Raw genomic sequence first — 14,389 nt, 5'->3', positions numbered from 1 at the left:
GACCCATGTTGGGCCGACACACCAGTTTAGGGTCCGGCGGCCTCGAAACACGAATCCACCGGGTCGCGCCCGACGGGCCCCGCCGACCTCAGGCGACGAGCAGCCGCAGGGTCTCCTCGCGCAGCGGCGCCGAGGCCGGCTCGGTGCCCACGTGGGCCCCGGCGACCGGGTTGACCATCACCTCGTCGACGCCGTACGCCGCCGCGAGGGCGTCGAGCTGGGCCCGGGCGGTCGCGGGTGAACCGACGACCCAGCGCTGCGCCATCGCGTCGACCAGGTGCTGCTCGTCGGGGGTCAGCTCGCGCTTCTCGGCCTCCTCGACGAGCTCCTGGGCCTGCAGCAATCGCCCCGAGCGCAGGGAGAGCATCGTGAGCAGGTTGGGCAGGGCCGCCCGGCGCGCCTCGTCGTCGGTCGGTGCGACCACGGCGTTGACCGTGAGGAAGGTGCGCGGCTCGCGCAGGCCGTCGGGGTCCGACGACGGCCGGAACTGCGAGCGGTAGAGGTCGAGCGCCTCGGCTGTGCCGGAGCCCGAGAAGTGGTGCGCGAAGACGTAGGGCAGGCCCTTCTCGGCGGCCAGCCGGGCCGAGTAGTCGCTGCTGCCGAGCAGCCAGATCTGCGGGACGCCGGTGGCCCGCGGTGTCGCGTGGAGCACGTGGGTGCGTCCCTGCACCCGCACCCCGACGCCGCCGGCGTCCATCATCGCGATGACGTTGTCGACGTACTCGGGGAAGTGGGTGACGTTGTCGTCGCTGACCCCGCCGGCCCCGTGGCGCAGCGCCCAGCTGGTGACCTGGTCGGTGCCGGGCGCCCGGCCGATGCCGAGGTCGATGCGGCCGGGGTAGGCGGCCTCGAGGAGCGCGAACTGCTCGGCCACGACCAGGGGCGCGTGGTTGGGGAGCATCACTCCCCCGCTGCCGACGCGGATCCGTCGGGTCGCCCCGGCGAGCATCGCGATCAGGACCGGCGGGTTGGTCGCGGCGACGGCCGGCATGTTGTGGTGCTCGGCGACCCAGTAGCGCTGGTAGCCGAGCTCGTCGGCGACCTGCGCCAGTCGGAGCGAGGAGGCGACGGCGTCACCGCTGGTCTGGTCGGAGCGGACGGGCACGAGGTCGAGCACGGAGAGGTTCGTCATCACTGCGGCAACCGGCGGTCGGGCCGGGGCATTCCCCGCGCGCACGACGACGGGCGCCGCCCCCGGTGGGGTCGGCGCCCGTCGCTCGGGTGGTGCTGGTGGGTCAGGGCGCCACGTAGTCGCTCGAGTCGCCGGTGATGACGACGTAGAACGCCTTGCGGTTGCCCGTGGCGGCGTCGCCGGTGGTCACCTGGCCGTCGCTGAGGCGCGGGCTCACCACGAAGCTCGTGGCGTTCTGGGCACCGGCCGGCGCGCAGTTGGTCGGGATCGGGACCCCGGTGTTGCCCATGAAGTTGCAGCGGCTGACGGCGATCTCGCCGGAGAACTCGGCGTTGCCGTCGGCGCCGGCGAAGCGCCCGTTGGTGTTGGAGTTGCCGTCCTGCTCGATCGTGTTCTGCAGCACGACCGTGGCGACGATGGCGTTGTCGGACAGGTCCTCGTTGGCGTTGATGTAGACGTTGCCGTTGGCGCGCAGCGAGTTGTCCGGCGCCGGCGGGACCGCGGTGTTGGCCAGCGTCGGGTAGCCCGCGACCAGGGTGAAGCCGCCCGACTGGGCCAGGATCGTGCCGTCACGACCGACGTAGACCCAGCGGCCGACGCCGGCGGGGCCCTGGGGGCCGGCAGGTCCGGTGGGGCCGGTCGGGCCGGCCGGTCCGACCGCGCCGGAGGCGCCCGGGGAGCCGTCAGCGCCGGCGGGGCCCTGCGGGCCCTCGGGACCGGCCGGGCCGGCCGGGCCGGTGCGGACGGTGCCCGGGGCGAGGTCGATCGGCTTGATCGTCCCGTCCTTGATCTTGGGCGAGGTGACCGCGCCGTTCTTGATGTCGTTGCTGCCGATCTGCGTGGCGGCGTAGGAGGTGCCGCCCAGGGCGACCACGAGCGCCATGGTCGACACGATCATCGGGGCGCTCGGGCGCTTGCCGGCGAGGAACTTCGGGGTTGGGAGCATGGGAGAGGGACCCTTCATCGGTGTGACGTGGCCCACCCCGGACCACGTAGTCCCTGATCCGTTGCCGAGCCCGGACCAGATTGTGGGGACCTACGGCTGGACTCGAGGTCTTGTTGAAGCCACGCACGAGAAGTTCGCGCAGATGCCGACAAAAAGTCTCGAGGGCCCGGACGGAGAACGTCGGGCCCTCGGTGGCAGGTGCTGGATTCGAACCAGCGTAGGCTGTGCCGGCTGATTTACAGTCAGCTCCCTTTGGCCGCTCGGGCAACCTGCCGGGGTGTCTCGGGCCGTGTTGGAACGGCCGGCAACGAGGGACGACAATAGCGCAGCCCGCCCACGAAGACGTAAATCGCCCCCACCAGCAGGAGGAGCACCACCCACATGGCCGACTCGTCGTTCGACATCGTCAGCAAGATCGACCGCCAGGAGGTCGACAACGCCCTCGGGCAGACCGCCCGCGAGATCGCGACCCGCTTCGACTTCAAGGGCACCGGAGCCACGATCGAGTGGCAGGGCACCGAGGCGATCGAGATCACCGCCTCCGCCGACGACCGGGCCACGGCCGTGCTCGACGTCTTCAAGGACAAGCTGATCAAGCGGCAGCAGAGCCTCAAGATCCTCGACGCCTCCGAGCCGAGGGCCTCCGGCCAGCAGTCCAAGATCGCGATCGTCCTCAAGGAGGGCATCACCAGCGAGGACGCCAAGAAGATCAGCAAGCTGATCCGCGACGAGGGCCCCAAGGGCGTCAAGGCGCAGATCCAGGGCGACGAGCTCCGGGTCTCGTCGAAGAAGCGCGACGACCTCCAGGCCGTCCAGGCCCTGGTCAAGGGCCAGGACTACGACTTCGCGGTGCAGTTCACCAACTACCGCTGACGTGCGCTGACCCCGCGCTGACGACAGAGCCCCTTCCCGCCGCGGCGGGGAGGGGCTCTGCGTCGAACGTGCCCAGGTCGTACGCCGTCAGGCGCGGGTGAGCTCCGGCTCGGCGCGGCCGGGGCCGGCGACGATGGTGGTCGCGCCGCGGGCCGGGGCGAGCCACACCCGGGTGCCCTCGGCCAGGTCCAGGGCCCGTGCGTGCGTGCGGGTGAGCACGACGAGCACCTGCGAGCCGTCGTCGGCCGTCACGGTGACCCGCACCTCGAAGCCGACCCGCAGCAGCCGGGTCACGGTGCCGCTGACGGAGGTGTCGGGGCCGGGCTCGACGCTGACCTCGATGTCGTGCGGACGCAGGGCGACGCCGCCCAGGTCGGTGACCTCGCCGAGGAAGCCCATGACGAAGGGGTTGGCGGGCGAGTCGTAGAGCTGGTCGGGCGTGCCGACCTGCTCGACGCGACCCTCGTTGATGACCACGATCTCGTCGGCGACCTCGAGGGCCTCCTCCTGGTCGTGCGTCACGAACACGGTCGTCACGTGCACCTCGTCGTGCAGGCGGCGCAGCCAGTCGCGCAGCTCCTTGCGGACCTTCGCGTCGAGGGCCCCGAACGGCTCGTCGAGCAGCAGCACCGACGGCTCGACCGCCAGCGCCCGCGCCAGTGCCATCCGCTGGCGCTGGCCACCGGAGAGCTGCGAGGGCAGCCGGTGGGCGAACTGCGAGAGGTGGACGAGCTTGAGCAGCTCGTCGACCCGCTCAGCGATCTCGGCCTTGGGCCGCTTGCGGATCTCCAGGCCGAAGGCGACGTTCTTGGCCACCGTCATGTGCTTGAAGACGGCGTAGTGCTGGAAGACGAAGCCGACGTTGCGCTTCTGGGGCGGCAGGTGGGTCGCCTCGGCGCCCTCGATGGTCACCGAGCCCTCGTCGGCCGAGTCGAGCCCGGCGATGATGCGCAGCAGCGTCGACTTGCCGCCGCCGGAGGGACCCAGCAGGGCGGTCAGCTGACCGGTCGGCAGGGACACGGTGACGTCGTCGAGCGCGACGAAGTCACCGAAGCGCTTGTGCAGGTTCTTGACCTCGATGCTCATTGCTTCACCTTCGGGGTTGCGTGGTGGCTGGTGGACGGGCGCAGGATCGCGACGACCACCAGGCACAGGACGGCGGCGACGACGAGCAGGAACGACACCGAGTAGGCGACGTCCTGGTGGAAGTTCTGGTACTCGCGCTGGACCAGGAGCGTCGCCGTCTCCTTGTCGCCGATCGACTTGCCGGCGACGATCTTGACCGCGCCGAACTCGCCGAGGGAACGCGCCAGGCTGAGGACGACGCCGTAGACGATCGCCCAGCGGATGCCGGGCAGGGTGACCCGCAGGAACGTCTGACGGCTGTTGGCGCCCAGGCTGCGGGCGGCCTGCTCCTGGTCGTCGCCCATCTCCTCGAGCACCGGCACGATCTCGCGCACGATGAGCGGCAGGGCCACGAAGCAGGTGGCCATCACGATGCCGGGGGTGGCGAAGACGATGTCGATGCCGCGGTCGCTGAGCGGCTGGCCGAAGAACCCGTAGCGCGGGTTGTAGACCAGCACCAGCGCCAGGCCGACGACGATCGGCGAGACCGCGAGCGGCAGGTCGATGAGGGCCGACAGGGCGCGCTTGCCCGGGAACTCGTAGCGGACGAGCAGCAGCGACATGCCGACGCCGAAGACGAGGTTGATCGCGACGGCCATCACGGCCACCCGGACCGTGAGCAGGAGCGAGTGGACGACGTCAGGATCGCTCAGGGCGGTCCGCAGCCCACCGAGGCCGTCCTTGAAGGTGTTCTGGGCGACCAGTCCCGTCGGCAGGGCCACGATCATGACGAGGTAGCCGACGACCAGGACCCGCAGGAACCAGGTGAGGGCGACCGAGCGGTTGCCGACCGCCGCGCTCGCGCTAGCCACGTCGGGCCAGCCGTCGTTGCGTCACGTCGAGGGCGACGATGGCGATGAGCGCGACCACGAGCATCACGGTCGCGAGCGCGGCCGCGGCCGGACGGTTGCCGCCCTCGAGGATCGACGCGACGCGGAACGACGTCACCTCGGTCTGGTTGGGCAGGTTGCCCGACAGCAGCACCAGGGAGCCGTACTCGCTGATCCCGCGCGCGAACGACAGCGCCGCCCCGGCGAAGATCGCCGGGACCAGGGTGGGGAGCACGATGCGCCGGAAGGTCGTGGCACGGGTGGCCCCGAGGGAGGCCGCGGCGTCCTCGACGTCGGTCTCCATCTCCTCGAGCACCGGCTGCACCGTGCGGACCACGAAGGGCAGCGTCACGAACGCGATCGCGAGGAACACCGCCTTGCGGGTGTTCTCGAACTCGGTGCCCAGCGGGCCCTGGCTGCCGTAGAGCGCCAGGAGCACCAGGCCCGCGACGATCGTCGGCATCGCGAAGGGGATGTCGATGACCAGGTCGAGGATCGCCTTGCCGCGGAAGCGGTCGCGGACCAGGACCCAGGCGATGATCGTGCCCATCACCATGTTGAGCGCCGTGGTGAGCAGGGAGACCCCCACCGTCAGCTTGAGCGCATTGAAGGTCTGGCTGTTGGTGAAGATGCTCCGGTAGGTGTCGAGGCCCCCGCCGGACGCCTCGACCACGACGGCCCCCAGCGGGATGAGGACCAGCAGGCTGAACCACACCATGCCGATCCCCAGCCCGAGGGTGGAGCCCCGGGTCATGGCGCCCGGTCGGACGGACCGACGCTTGCGCGTCGGCCCGTCCGCGGTGACGACGGTGGCGGCCATGGTCAGCCCTGGCCGAACTGGGCCTGGATCTCGGTGAGGATGCCCAGCGGCTTGCCGTCCTCGCCGTCGCCGAAGTAGAGGTCGTTGGCCTCGTCCCAGCCGTTGAAGTCGTCGTCGATGGTCAGCAGGGTGGTCGGCTCCGGGAAGGGGTCGGCCTCGTCGTTGGCGCCCTTGACGGTCACGTCGGTGACGCCGGCGGACGGGAGCGGGCGGAAACCGGTCTCGGCGTAGAGCGTCTGGCCCTCGGTGCTCTTCTGGAAGTCGAGGAAGGCGTTGGCCGCGTCCGGGTTCTCGGCGTCCTCGGTCACCGCGCAGGGGTTCTCGATGAGCAGCGTGGTGTCGGGGACGACGTAGTCGAAGTCGGTGCCGTTCTGACGGGCCAGGATGGCCTCGTTCTCGTAGGACAGCAGCACGTCGCCGGTGCCGGAGGTGAACGCGGTGGTCGCGTCGCGGCCGGAGTCGGGCAGCGCCGCGACGTTGTCGAAGAACTTCTCCATGTAGGCCTTGGCCTCCTCCTCGGTGCCGCCCTGGGCGATCTCGTCGCCGTACGCCGCGAGGAGGTTCCACTTGGCCGAGCCGGAGGAGGCGGGGTTGGGGGTCACGATCGAGACGTCGTCGCGGACCAGGTCGTCCCAACCCTCGATGCCCTTGGGGTTGCCGGGCTTGACGACCATGACCACGACCGACTGCGTGCAGATGCCCTTGGTCTCGTTGTCCTTCCAGTCGTCGGCCACCAGGCCGGCGTCGACCAGGCGGCTCATGTCGGGCTCGAGCGAGAAGTGCACGAGGTCTGCCTTCTGACCGTCGGCCACGCCACGGCTCTGCTCGCCCGACGCGCCGTACGACGGGCCGTCGAAGGTGACGTCCTTGCCGGCGTCGGTGTCCTGGAAGGCCTTGAAGAGGTTCTCGTTGGCGCTCTCGAGCACCGAGTAGCCGACCACCGTGACGTTGTCACCGTCACCGGAGTCGCTCGAGCACCCGGTGAGGGCCAGCACCCCGGCGGTCGTCGCGACGGCCGCGATCCTGAGCGTCTTGTTCATCTGTCGTCCCTGTCTGTCGGAGGGCACCGGCCCCGCGGTGCCGCGTGCTGAATCTTTAACTCGATCAGACTAATCAAGATTAGTAATAGATGCGAATCAGACGCGCCGATCCGGTCCGACGACCCGGACCGCCACGCGGGCCGACGTGGCGAGGGTCACCTTCCGACTGGCAGGACTGCCCGGTCGGGTGACAAGCGCCGACTATCGTGGGGACCAGGCAGACGAAGCGTGGACGTGGACCGGACAGGTGTCTAGAACATGTTCTAGTTCTGCCCTGGCAGCCGTACGATGACGCCTCACGCGACGCGTCGTCGGTCACGGCCGACGCACCCGGGACGGCCATCGTCCCGGCAGACGAAGGTGGGACAGTGTCCAAGCAGGTCAAGCAGCTCGACCGGGTCGTCATCCGGTTCGCGGGCGACTCAGGTGACGGCATGCAGCTGACCGGGGACCGGTTCACGCAGGAGTCGGCCGTCTTCGGCAACGACCTGGTGACCCTGCCCAACTTCCCGGCCGAGATCCGCGCCCCTCAGGGCACCATCCCCGGGGTCTCGTCGTTCCAGGTGCACTTCGCCGACCACGACATCCTCACCGCCGGTGACGCCCCCGACGTGCTGGTGGCGATGAACCCCGCAGCGCTCAAGGCCAACCTCGGCGACCTGCCCAAGGGGGCCGCGATCATCGTCGACACCCACGACTTCACCAAGCGCAACCTCGACAAGGCCGGTTACGACGCCAACCCCCTCGACAAGATCGGCGAGGTCAACGACCCGCTGGCCGACTACGCCGTCCACCCGGTCGACCTGACCGGGATGACCGTCGAGGCCGTCAAGGAGTTCGGCCTGTCGCGCAAGGACGCGGCGCGGGCCAAGAACATGTTCGCCCTCGGGCTGCTGTCGTGGATGTACGGACGCCCCACCGAGGGCACCGAGGCGTTCCTGGCCAAGCGCTTCGCCAAGGTCCCCGACATCCGCGACGCCAACCTCACGGCGTTCAAGACCGGCTGGAACTACGGCGAGACCACCGAGACCTTCGCGGTCCAGTACGAGATCAAGCCGGCCACGATGGCCCCCGGCACCTACCGCAACATCTCCGGCAACCTGGCGCTGTCCTACGGCCTGATCGCCGGCGGCGTGCGGTCCGGGCTGCCGATCGTGCTCGGGTCCTACCCGATCACCCCGGCCTCCGACATCCTCCACGAGCTCAGCAAGCACAAGTCGTTCGGCGTCAACACGCTGCAGGCCGAGGACGAGATCGCCGGCATCGGCATGGCGATCGGCGCCGCCTTCGGAGGCGCTCTCGGCGTCACCACCACCTCCGGTCCCGGCATCGCGCTCAAGGGCGAGTTCATCGGCCTGGCCGTGATGACCGAGCTGCCGGTCGTGGTCGTCAACGTCCAGCGCGGCGGCCCGTCGACCGGCCTGCCGACCAAGACCGAGCAGTCCGACCTGCTCCAGGCGATGTACGGCCGCAACGGCGAGGCGCCGGTCCCGGTCGTGGCTCCGCAGTCGCCGGGTGACTGCTTCGCCGCCGCCGTCGAGGCCGTCCGCATCGCGGTGACCTACCGGACCCCGGTGATGTTGCTCTCCGACGGCTACCTCGCCAACGGCTCCGAGCCCTGGTCGATCCCCGACGTGGACGACCTGCCCGTCATCGATCCCGCCTTCGCCACCGCGCCCAACAAGACCGTGACGGCCAAGGACGGCACCGAGACCGAGGAGTTCTGGCCCTACCTACGCGACGAGAAGACCCTCGCCCGGCCGTGGGCCATCCCCGGGACCCCCGGCCTCGAGCACCGCATCGGCGGGCTCGAGAAGGGCGACGGTCACGGCAACATCTCCTACGACCCCGCCAACCACGACCTGATGGTCCGCACCCGGCAGGCCAAGATCGACCGCATCGCCGACTCCCTGCCGCCGCTCGAGGTCGACGACCCGTCGGGTCAGGCCAAGGTCCTGGTGATCGGGTGGGGCTCGACGTACGGCCCCATCGGCGCCGGCTGCCGTCGGGTCCGCAAGGCCGGCTACCACGTCGCCCAGGTCCACCTGCGCCACCTCAACCCGTTCCCGCACGACCTCGGCGACATCCTCAAGCGCTACGACAAGGTGCTCGTGCCCGAGATGAACCTCGGCCAGCTGTCGCTGCTGCTGCGCGCCAAGTACCTCGTCGACGCGATCGGCTACAACCACGTGCGTGGTCTGCCGCTCAAGGCCGCCGAGCTCGCCGAGGCCATCGGCAACCTCGTCGCCGAGGCCGAGGGCGTCGAGGTCGACCTGACCGCCGCCGACTCCGCTACCAGCACCCAGGAGGTCTGACCGTGACCGCCACCGACCTGCCCATGCCCGACCTGCGCACCGGCGTCGAGCTCGTCCCGACCCTCGACGACGACGCCCCCCGCCAGACCGGCAAGGACTTCTCCTCCGACCAGGAGGTGCGCTGGTGCCCCGGCTGCGGCGACTACGCCGTGCTCAAGGCCGTCCAGGGCTTCCTGCCCGACCTCGGCCTGCGCCGCGAGAACATCGTGTTCGTCTCCGGCATCGGCTGCTCCTCCCGGTTCCCGTACTACCTCAACACCTACGGGATGCACTCGATCCACGGCCGGGCGCCGTCGATCGCGACCGGCTTGGCCACCGCCCGCGAGGACCTGTCGGTCTGGGTCGTCACCGGCGACGGCGACGCGCTGTCGATCGGCGGCAACCACCTCATCCACGCCCTGCGCCGCAACGTCAACATGACGATCCTGCTCTTCAACAACCGGATCTACGGCCTCACCAAGGGCCAGTACTCCCCCACCAGCGAGGCCGGCAAGGTCACCAAGTCCACCCCGATGGGCTCGGTCGACCACCCCTTCAACCCGGTCTCGCTCGCTCTCGGCGCCGAGGCGACGTTCGTCGCCCGCACGATCGACTCCGACCGCAAGCACCTCACCTCCGTGCTGTCGGCCGCTGCCGCTCACCGCGGCACGTCGCTGGTCGAGATCTACCAGAACTGCCCGATCTTCAATGACGGCGCCTTCGACGCCATCAAGGACAACGACACCAAGCACGACGCGCTGATCCCGCTGGTCCACGGCGAGCCCGTCCGGTTCGGCCGCGAGGGCGCCAAGGGCCTGGTCCGCGACACCGAGACCGGCGGCGTCCGCATCGTCGAGGTCGGCACCGAGCCGGGGCAGGTGCCCGCCGAGGCGCTCCTGGTCCACGACGCCCACCAGCCCGACCCGACCACCGCGTTCGCGATCTCGCGGCTCACCGAGATGGGCTACCTCGACCAGACCCCGATCGGCATCTTCCGCCAGGTCGCCCGACCGACCTACGACGACCAGGCCCGCTCCCAGGTCACCTCGGCCCAGGACGCCGCACCCGGCGAGCCCACCGAGCGGCTGACCAACCTGATCAACGGCGGCGATACCTGGACGGTCGTCTGACGAGGAACGAGTCAGAGCGTCCGTCGACAGCGAAGGGCCCCCGCCGACGGCGGGGGCCCTTCGCGTTGCTCGGGGGGCGTTCAGGATCAGTACGGGATCTTGCAGCTCTGCTCGGGGCGCCGGGTGCAGGTCTGCCAGATCGTGCTGAAGCTGGTCTTGACCTTGGCGCGCCACAGCCAGCTGCGCAGCGTGGGCGGCGCGTCGATCACGGCCTGGTAGGAGCCCTTCTTGAGGAACACCTTGCGGTAGAACTTGAAGTTGCAGGTCCGCGTGGCCTTGTCGCACTTGGTGGCCTTCTGGATGTAGACCGGGCCCTGCGCGGGGGTGACCGTGCCCACGAGGACCAGCTGCTTGGGCCGGTTGGCCTTGATCCGACGCTTGACGACGCGGGCGGTGACGGTGATGTCGGCGGCGCGCTCGCTGGCGCCGGCCTTCTCGACGCCGGCCTTCTCGACGCCGGCCTGCTGGACGCCGGGGGCCGGACGGCTGTCGACGCGGGCCGACGCCTGCGAGGGGACGAGCGCCATCGACACGGTCAACGCGAGGGCGAGGACGGCGACGAGGATGCGGAGCGAACGCATGGGGACTCCTCAGACTGGTGGGGTGTGACCTCGGGCTCCTGCCCGTACGGCGTCCCCGCAAACCCCGAGGGGTGCGCCGGGTGCCGCTGATGGGGGTGACTCTAGAGTCTCGACGTGACCGAGGACCGACGCGGGCTCGTGCTGGGGGTCGCGGCCTACACGCTCTGGGGCACGTTCCCGCTGTACTGGCCGCTGCTCGAGCCCAGCGGCGCCCTCGAGATCCTCGCCCACCGCGTCGTGTGGTCGCTGCTCACGATGGCCGTCCTGGTCGTCGTGCTGCGCCGGCGGGCACACCTCCGCGCGATCCTGGCCGACCGCCGGGTCACCCTGCTGCTGGTGCTGGCCGCGGTCACCATCACCGCCAACTGGACGACCTACATCTACGGCGTCAACAGCGGGCGGGTCGTCGAGACCTCACTGGGCTACTTCATCAACCCGCTCGTCACCGTCCTGATGGGCGTGCTCGTGCTTCGCGAGCGCCTGCGCCCGCTGCAGTGGGCCGCGCTCGGCGTCGGTGTCGCCGCCGTCTGCGTGCTGGCGTGGGACTACGGCCGGCCGCCCTGGATCGCCCTGGTCCTCGCCTTCTCCTTCGGCACCTACGGGCTGGCGAAGAAGACCGCAGGCGTCGGGGCGGTCGAGAGCCTGACGTTCGAGACCGCGGCGATCGCGCCGGTCGCGCTCGGCTACCTCGTGGTGCTCGGCCGGCACGGTGACGGTCACTTCACCAGCGAGGGCGTCGGTCACGCGCTGCTGCTGACCACCACCGGGATCGTCACCGCGATCCCGCTGATCTGCTTCGGCGCCGCCGCCACCCGGGTCTCGATGGTCTCGCTCGGGCTGCTGCAGTACATCGCGCCGACGATGCAGTTCGCGCTCGGGCTGCTGGTGTTCTCCGAGACCATGACCGCCGGCCGGTGGCTCGGCTTCGTCCTGGTCTGGGGCGCCCTGGCCGTCTTCACCTACGAGGCCCTCCACCACCGGCGCCGCCAGCTGGTGCTGGCCGCGACGGCGAGCTCCGCCGGCTGAACGTCAGCTGCTGCGGACCGCCACGACGTCGGCGAAGTCCTCAAGGGCCGTGCGGACCGGACCCTGCGGCAGCACGTCGAGAAGGGCCTTGGCCTCCTGGGCCCGGGCCACGACATAGGCGCGGGCCTGGTCGAGGGCGGGGTGCTCGCGCAGCAGGCCGAGCGCCTCGGCGTGCAGCGCGTCGTCGCTGAGGTCGGCACGCAGGAGCTCGAGCAGACGGGCGTCGGCCGGGTCGGTGGAGGCCAGCGCCATCAGCACCGGGAGCGTGGGCACGCCCTCGCGCAGGTCGGTGCCGGGGGTCTTCCCGGACTCCTCGGAGTCGGAGACGATGTCGAGGATGTCGTCGGACAGCTGGAAGGCCGACCCGACGATCTCGCCGTATGCCGTCAGGGCCTCCTCGACCTCGGGGCTGGTGCCGCTGAAGCGGGCGCCGTAGCGCGCGGAGGTGGCGATCAGGGAGCCGGTCTTGCCGGCGACGACGTCGAGGTAGTGCTGGAGCGGGTCGCCGGTCGGCTCGACACCCTCGAGGATCTGGCCCTCCACCAGGCGGGTGAACGTGGCGGCCTGGATGCTGACCGCGTCGGCGCCGAGCCGGGCGGTGAGCTCGGAGGACTTCGCGAACAGCCAGTCGCCGGTGAGGATCGCGACGTGGTTGTCCCACCGGGAGTTGGCCGAGTCGGCACCGCGACGCAGCGCGGCCTCGTCCATCACGTCGTCGTGGTAGAGCGAGCCCACGTGGGTGATCTCGACGACGCAGGCAGCGGTGAGGACACCCTCGCAGCCGGGGTCGGCCCCGGCCTCGGCGGCCAGCAGCACGAGCAGCGGGCGGAAGCGCTTGCCCCCCGCCGAGAGCAGGTGTCGCGCCGCCTCGGTGACGTACGGGGACGGGCTGACGGCGTGGTCGAAGAGCGCTCTCTCGACCTCGGCCATCCGCCGGCTCAACCGTTCGGCGAGCTCCTCGTCGTCGATCGGCAGAGCCAGGTCGCTGGTCACCTGATGAAGTCTCCCACCTGCGCCGCGAGGTCGAGCACCGGGCCGGGAACAACGCCCAGCACCAGGGTCGCGACCGCGCAGAACGCGACGGTCACGCTGGTCAGCGGGGACGGCGTGGCGACGGTGGCGAGCACCTGGTCGGGCTCGGGCTCGGTGAAGAACATCAGGCGGATGTAGCGGATGTAGAAGTAGATCGCGATGATGCTCGACGCGATCGCGACCAGCACGACCGGCCAGGCACCTGCCGACATGGCGACGGTGAAGACGGCCCACTTGCCGATGAAGCCGGAGGTCAGCGGGATGCCGGCCATCGAGAGCAGGAAGTAGGCGAACACGCCGGCCACGACCGGCGAGCGCCGGCCCAGGCCCGTCCATCGGGCGAACGACGGCGCCTCGCCGTTGGCGTCGCGCACCATCGTCACGATGGCGAACGCACCGACGATCGCGAAGCCGTAGGTCGTGAGGTAGAAGAGCACCGCCTGCAACGAGGTCACCTGGCCGTCGGCCAGCTCGGAGGCCGCCTGGACGCCGAGGACCCCGGTGAGCAGGAAGCCGGTGTGGGCGACCGAGGAGTAGGCCAGCATCCGCTTGACGTCGCCCTGGACGCAGGCGACCACCGCACCGACGAGCATCGTGAGGATGGCGACGGCCCACATCATCGGCTGCCAGTCCCACCGGTCGGCACCGAACGCCACGTAGTAGAGACGCAGGATGGCACCGAAGGCGGCGATCTTGGTGGCGGCGGACATGAACGCCGTCACGGCGGTGGGCGCGCCCTGGTAGACGTCGGGGGTCCAGGCCTGGAACGGGGCGGCGCCGACCTTGAACAGCAGGCCGACCGACAGCATCCCGATGCCGAGAAGGAGCAGGGAGCGGTTGTCGGAGCCGTTGAGCACAGCGGTGTGGATGGCCTCGAAGCCCATGGAGCCCGCGTAGCCGTAGACCAGCGCGACGCCGTAGAGGAAGAAGCCGGAGGAGAACGCGCCGAGCAGGAAGTACTTCAGCGCGGCCTCCTGGCTGAGCAGGCGCCGGCGCCGGGCCAGCCCGCACAGCAGGTAGAGCGGCAGCGAGAGCACCTCGAGGGCCACGAACATCGTGAGCAGGTCGCCCGACGCGGGGAAGAGCATCATCCCGCCGACGGCGAACAGGACCAGCGGGTAGACCTCGGTGTGGGCCAGGCCCGCGTTGGCGGCCTCGCGCTCGCCCTCGCTGCCCGGCATCGCGGCGGCCTGGCCTGCGAAGACGGGGAGACCGGCGTCGAGCTTGCGCTCGGCGAAGAGCGCCACGCCGGCGAGGGCGAAGACGAGGATGAGGCCCCAGAGGTAGACGGCCGGCCCGTCGACGACCACGGACCCCTCGGCGCCGACGAGGCCACGGCCCGCGCCGTCACCGACCTCGTCGAGGTTGAGACCGACGAGCACGGTGGCGACGAACGCGCCGACCACGCCGGCCGCCGCGAGCGAGACCTGGACGACGTGACGTCGCGGCCGCGCGACGAACGCCTCGACGACCACGCCGAGGATCGCGGCACCGAAGATGATGAAGAGCGGGGAGAGCTCGGCGTACTCGATGGTGGGCTTGATGAAGTCCATGGTCGTC

13 protein-coding genes and 1 tRNA gene are annotated in these 14,389 nt (G+C 70.4%); 4 read left to right on the top strand and 10 right to left on the bottom strand.

Annotation, left to right across the window (positions count from 1 at the left end; genetic code table 11):
- Positions 1-88 precede the first annotated feature (88 nt).
- The 3 genes from FZC61_RS08290 to FZC61_RS08280 form a co-directional block, all read right to left on the bottom strand.
- Positions 89-1,132 carry an LLM class flavin-dependent oxidoreductase gene (locus FZC61_RS08290; RefSeq protein WP_148613671.1) on the bottom strand — a complete coding sequence of 348 codons (1,044 nt, stop codon included), beginning with the start codon at positions 1,130-1,132 and terminating at the stop codon, positions 89-91.
- Between the two features lie 103 nt (positions 1,133-1,235).
- Positions 1,236-2,078 carry a hypothetical protein gene (locus FZC61_RS23930; RefSeq protein WP_281289801.1) on the bottom strand — a complete coding sequence of 281 codons (843 nt, stop codon included), beginning with the start codon at positions 2,076-2,078 and terminating at the stop codon, positions 1,236-1,238.
- Positions 2,079-2,270: 192 nt separating this feature from the next.
- A tRNA-Tyr gene (locus FZC61_RS08280) sits at positions 2,271-2,352 on the bottom strand.
- 107 nt (positions 2,353-2,459) lie between these two features.
- Here FZC61_RS08280 and FZC61_RS08275 point away from each other — a divergent pair.
- Entirely contained in the window at positions 2,460-2,951 is a 492-nt protein-coding gene (locus FZC61_RS08275) for a YajQ family cyclic di-GMP-binding protein (RefSeq protein ID WP_148613670.1), read from the top strand.
- Positions 2,952-3,038: 87 nt separating this feature from the next.
- Here FZC61_RS08275 and FZC61_RS08270 read toward each other — a convergent pair whose 3' ends face one another.
- From FZC61_RS08270 to FZC61_RS08255, 4 genes are read right to left on the bottom strand one after another with little or no spacing between them, the layout of a single operon-like run.
- Entirely contained in the window at positions 3,039-4,037 is a 999-nt protein-coding gene (locus FZC61_RS08270) for a sulfate/molybdate ABC transporter ATP-binding protein (RefSeq protein WP_148613669.1), read from the bottom strand.
- Complete coding sequence (locus FZC61_RS08265) at positions 4,034-4,888, bottom strand: sulfate ABC transporter permease subunit (protein ID WP_246142599.1); 855 nt, start codon at positions 4,886-4,888, stop codon at positions 4,034-4,036. The genes FZC61_RS08270 and FZC61_RS08265 overlap by 4 nt, the downstream gene beginning before the upstream one ends.
- Positions 4,881-5,726 (bottom strand): sulfate ABC transporter permease subunit CysT, encoded by an 846-nt coding sequence (cysT, locus tag FZC61_RS08260; RefSeq protein ID WP_148613668.1) that lies wholly within the window; start codon positions 5,724-5,726, stop codon positions 4,881-4,883. Before cysT ends, FZC61_RS08265 begins: the two co-directional genes overlap by 8 nt.
- A 2-nt stretch (positions 5,727-5,728) precedes the next feature.
- A complete protein-coding gene (locus FZC61_RS08255; protein ID WP_148613667.1) occupies positions 5,729-6,766 on the bottom strand; it encodes a sulfate ABC transporter substrate-binding protein in 1,038 nt (345 codons plus the stop codon).
- A gap of 368 nt (positions 6,767-7,134) precedes the next feature.
- On the opposite strand from FZC61_RS08255, the gene FZC61_RS08250 reads away from it, so the two are divergent.
- Both FZC61_RS08250 and FZC61_RS08245 read left to right on the top strand, forming a co-directional pair.
- Positions 7,135-9,081 (top strand): 2-oxoacid:acceptor oxidoreductase subunit alpha, encoded by a 1,947-nt coding sequence (locus tag FZC61_RS08250; RefSeq protein ID WP_211357163.1) that lies wholly within the window; start codon positions 7,135-7,137, stop codon positions 9,079-9,081.
- Between the two features lie 23 nt (positions 9,082-9,104).
- Positions 9,105-10,190, top strand: a complete 1,086-nt coding sequence (locus FZC61_RS08245; RefSeq protein ID WP_148613918.1) for a 2-oxoacid:ferredoxin oxidoreductase subunit beta — start codon at positions 9,105-9,107, stop codon at positions 10,188-10,190.
- Positions 10,191-10,276: 86 nt separating this feature from the next.
- Here the strand turns inward: FZC61_RS08245 and FZC61_RS08240 are convergent, their stop codons facing one another.
- Entirely contained in the window at positions 10,277-10,771 is a 495-nt protein-coding gene (locus FZC61_RS08240) for a hypothetical protein (protein ID WP_148613666.1), read from the bottom strand.
- Between the two features lie 114 nt (positions 10,772-10,885).
- Between FZC61_RS08240 and rarD the strand changes: the two genes are divergently transcribed.
- Positions 10,886-11,797: an EamA family transporter RarD gene (rarD, locus tag FZC61_RS08235; protein ID WP_148613665.1), complete on the top strand. Its 912-nt coding sequence runs from the start codon at positions 10,886-10,888 to the stop codon at positions 11,795-11,797.
- Positions 11,798-11,800: 3 nt separating this feature from the next.
- Here the strand turns inward: rarD and FZC61_RS08230 are convergent, their stop codons facing one another.
- Positions 11,801-12,727 carry a polyprenyl synthetase family protein gene (locus FZC61_RS08230; RefSeq protein WP_148613917.1) on the bottom strand — a complete coding sequence of 309 codons (927 nt, stop codon included), beginning with the start codon at positions 12,725-12,727 and terminating at the stop codon, positions 11,801-11,803.
- Between the two features lie 59 nt (positions 12,728-12,786).
- Positions 12,787-14,382, bottom strand: a complete 1,596-nt coding sequence (gene nuoN / locus FZC61_RS08225) for an NADH-quinone oxidoreductase subunit NuoN (protein ID WP_148613664.1) — start codon at positions 14,380-14,382, stop codon at positions 12,787-12,789.
- Positions 14,383-14,389: the final 7 nt, after the last annotated feature.

It is taken from the genome of Nocardioides rubriscoriae, from assembly GCF_008087085.1.
Lineage (GTDB): Bacteria > Actinomycetota > Actinomycetes > Propionibacteriales > Nocardioidaceae > Nocardioides > Nocardioides rubriscoriae.
This window is presented reverse-complemented; position numbering and strand designations above follow the sequence as displayed.

Excerpts from the sequence above, each read along its gene's own strand:
- nuoN (WP_148613664.1), bottom strand. The coding sequence starts at position 14,382 with ATGGACTTCATCAAGCCCACCATCGAGTACGCCGAGCTCTCCCCGCTC.
- FZC61_RS08290 (WP_148613671.1), bottom strand. The coding sequence starts at position 1,132 with ATGACGAACCTCTCCGTGCTCGACCTCGTGCCCGTCCGCTCCGACCAG.
- FZC61_RS23930 (WP_281289801.1), bottom strand. The coding sequence starts at position 2,078 with ATGCTCCCAACCCCGAAGTTCCTCGCCGGCAAGCGCCCGAGCGCCCCG.
- FZC61_RS08275 (WP_148613670.1), top strand. The coding sequence starts at position 2,460 with ATGGCCGACTCGTCGTTCGACATCGTCAGCAAGATCGACCGCCAGGAG.
- FZC61_RS08230 (WP_148613917.1), bottom strand. The coding sequence starts at position 12,727 with ATGGCCGAGGTCGAGAGAGCGCTCTTCGACCACGCCGTCAGCCCGTCC.
- cysT (WP_148613668.1), bottom strand. The coding sequence starts at position 5,726 with ATGGCCGCCACCGTCGTCACCGCGGACGGGCCGACGCGCAAGCGTCGG.
- FZC61_RS08270 (WP_148613669.1), bottom strand. The coding sequence starts at position 4,037 with ATGAGCATCGAGGTCAAGAACCTGCACAAGCGCTTCGGTGACTTCGTC.
- FZC61_RS08255 (WP_148613667.1), bottom strand. The coding sequence starts at position 6,766 with ATGAACAAGACGCTCAGGATCGCGGCCGTCGCGACGACCGCCGGGGTG.
- FZC61_RS08240 (WP_148613666.1), bottom strand. The coding sequence starts at position 10,771 with ATGCGTTCGCTCCGCATCCTCGTCGCCGTCCTCGCCCTCGCGTTGACC.
- FZC61_RS08245 (WP_148613918.1), top strand. The coding sequence starts at position 9,105 with ATGCCCGACCTGCGCACCGGCGTCGAGCTCGTCCCGACCCTCGACGAC.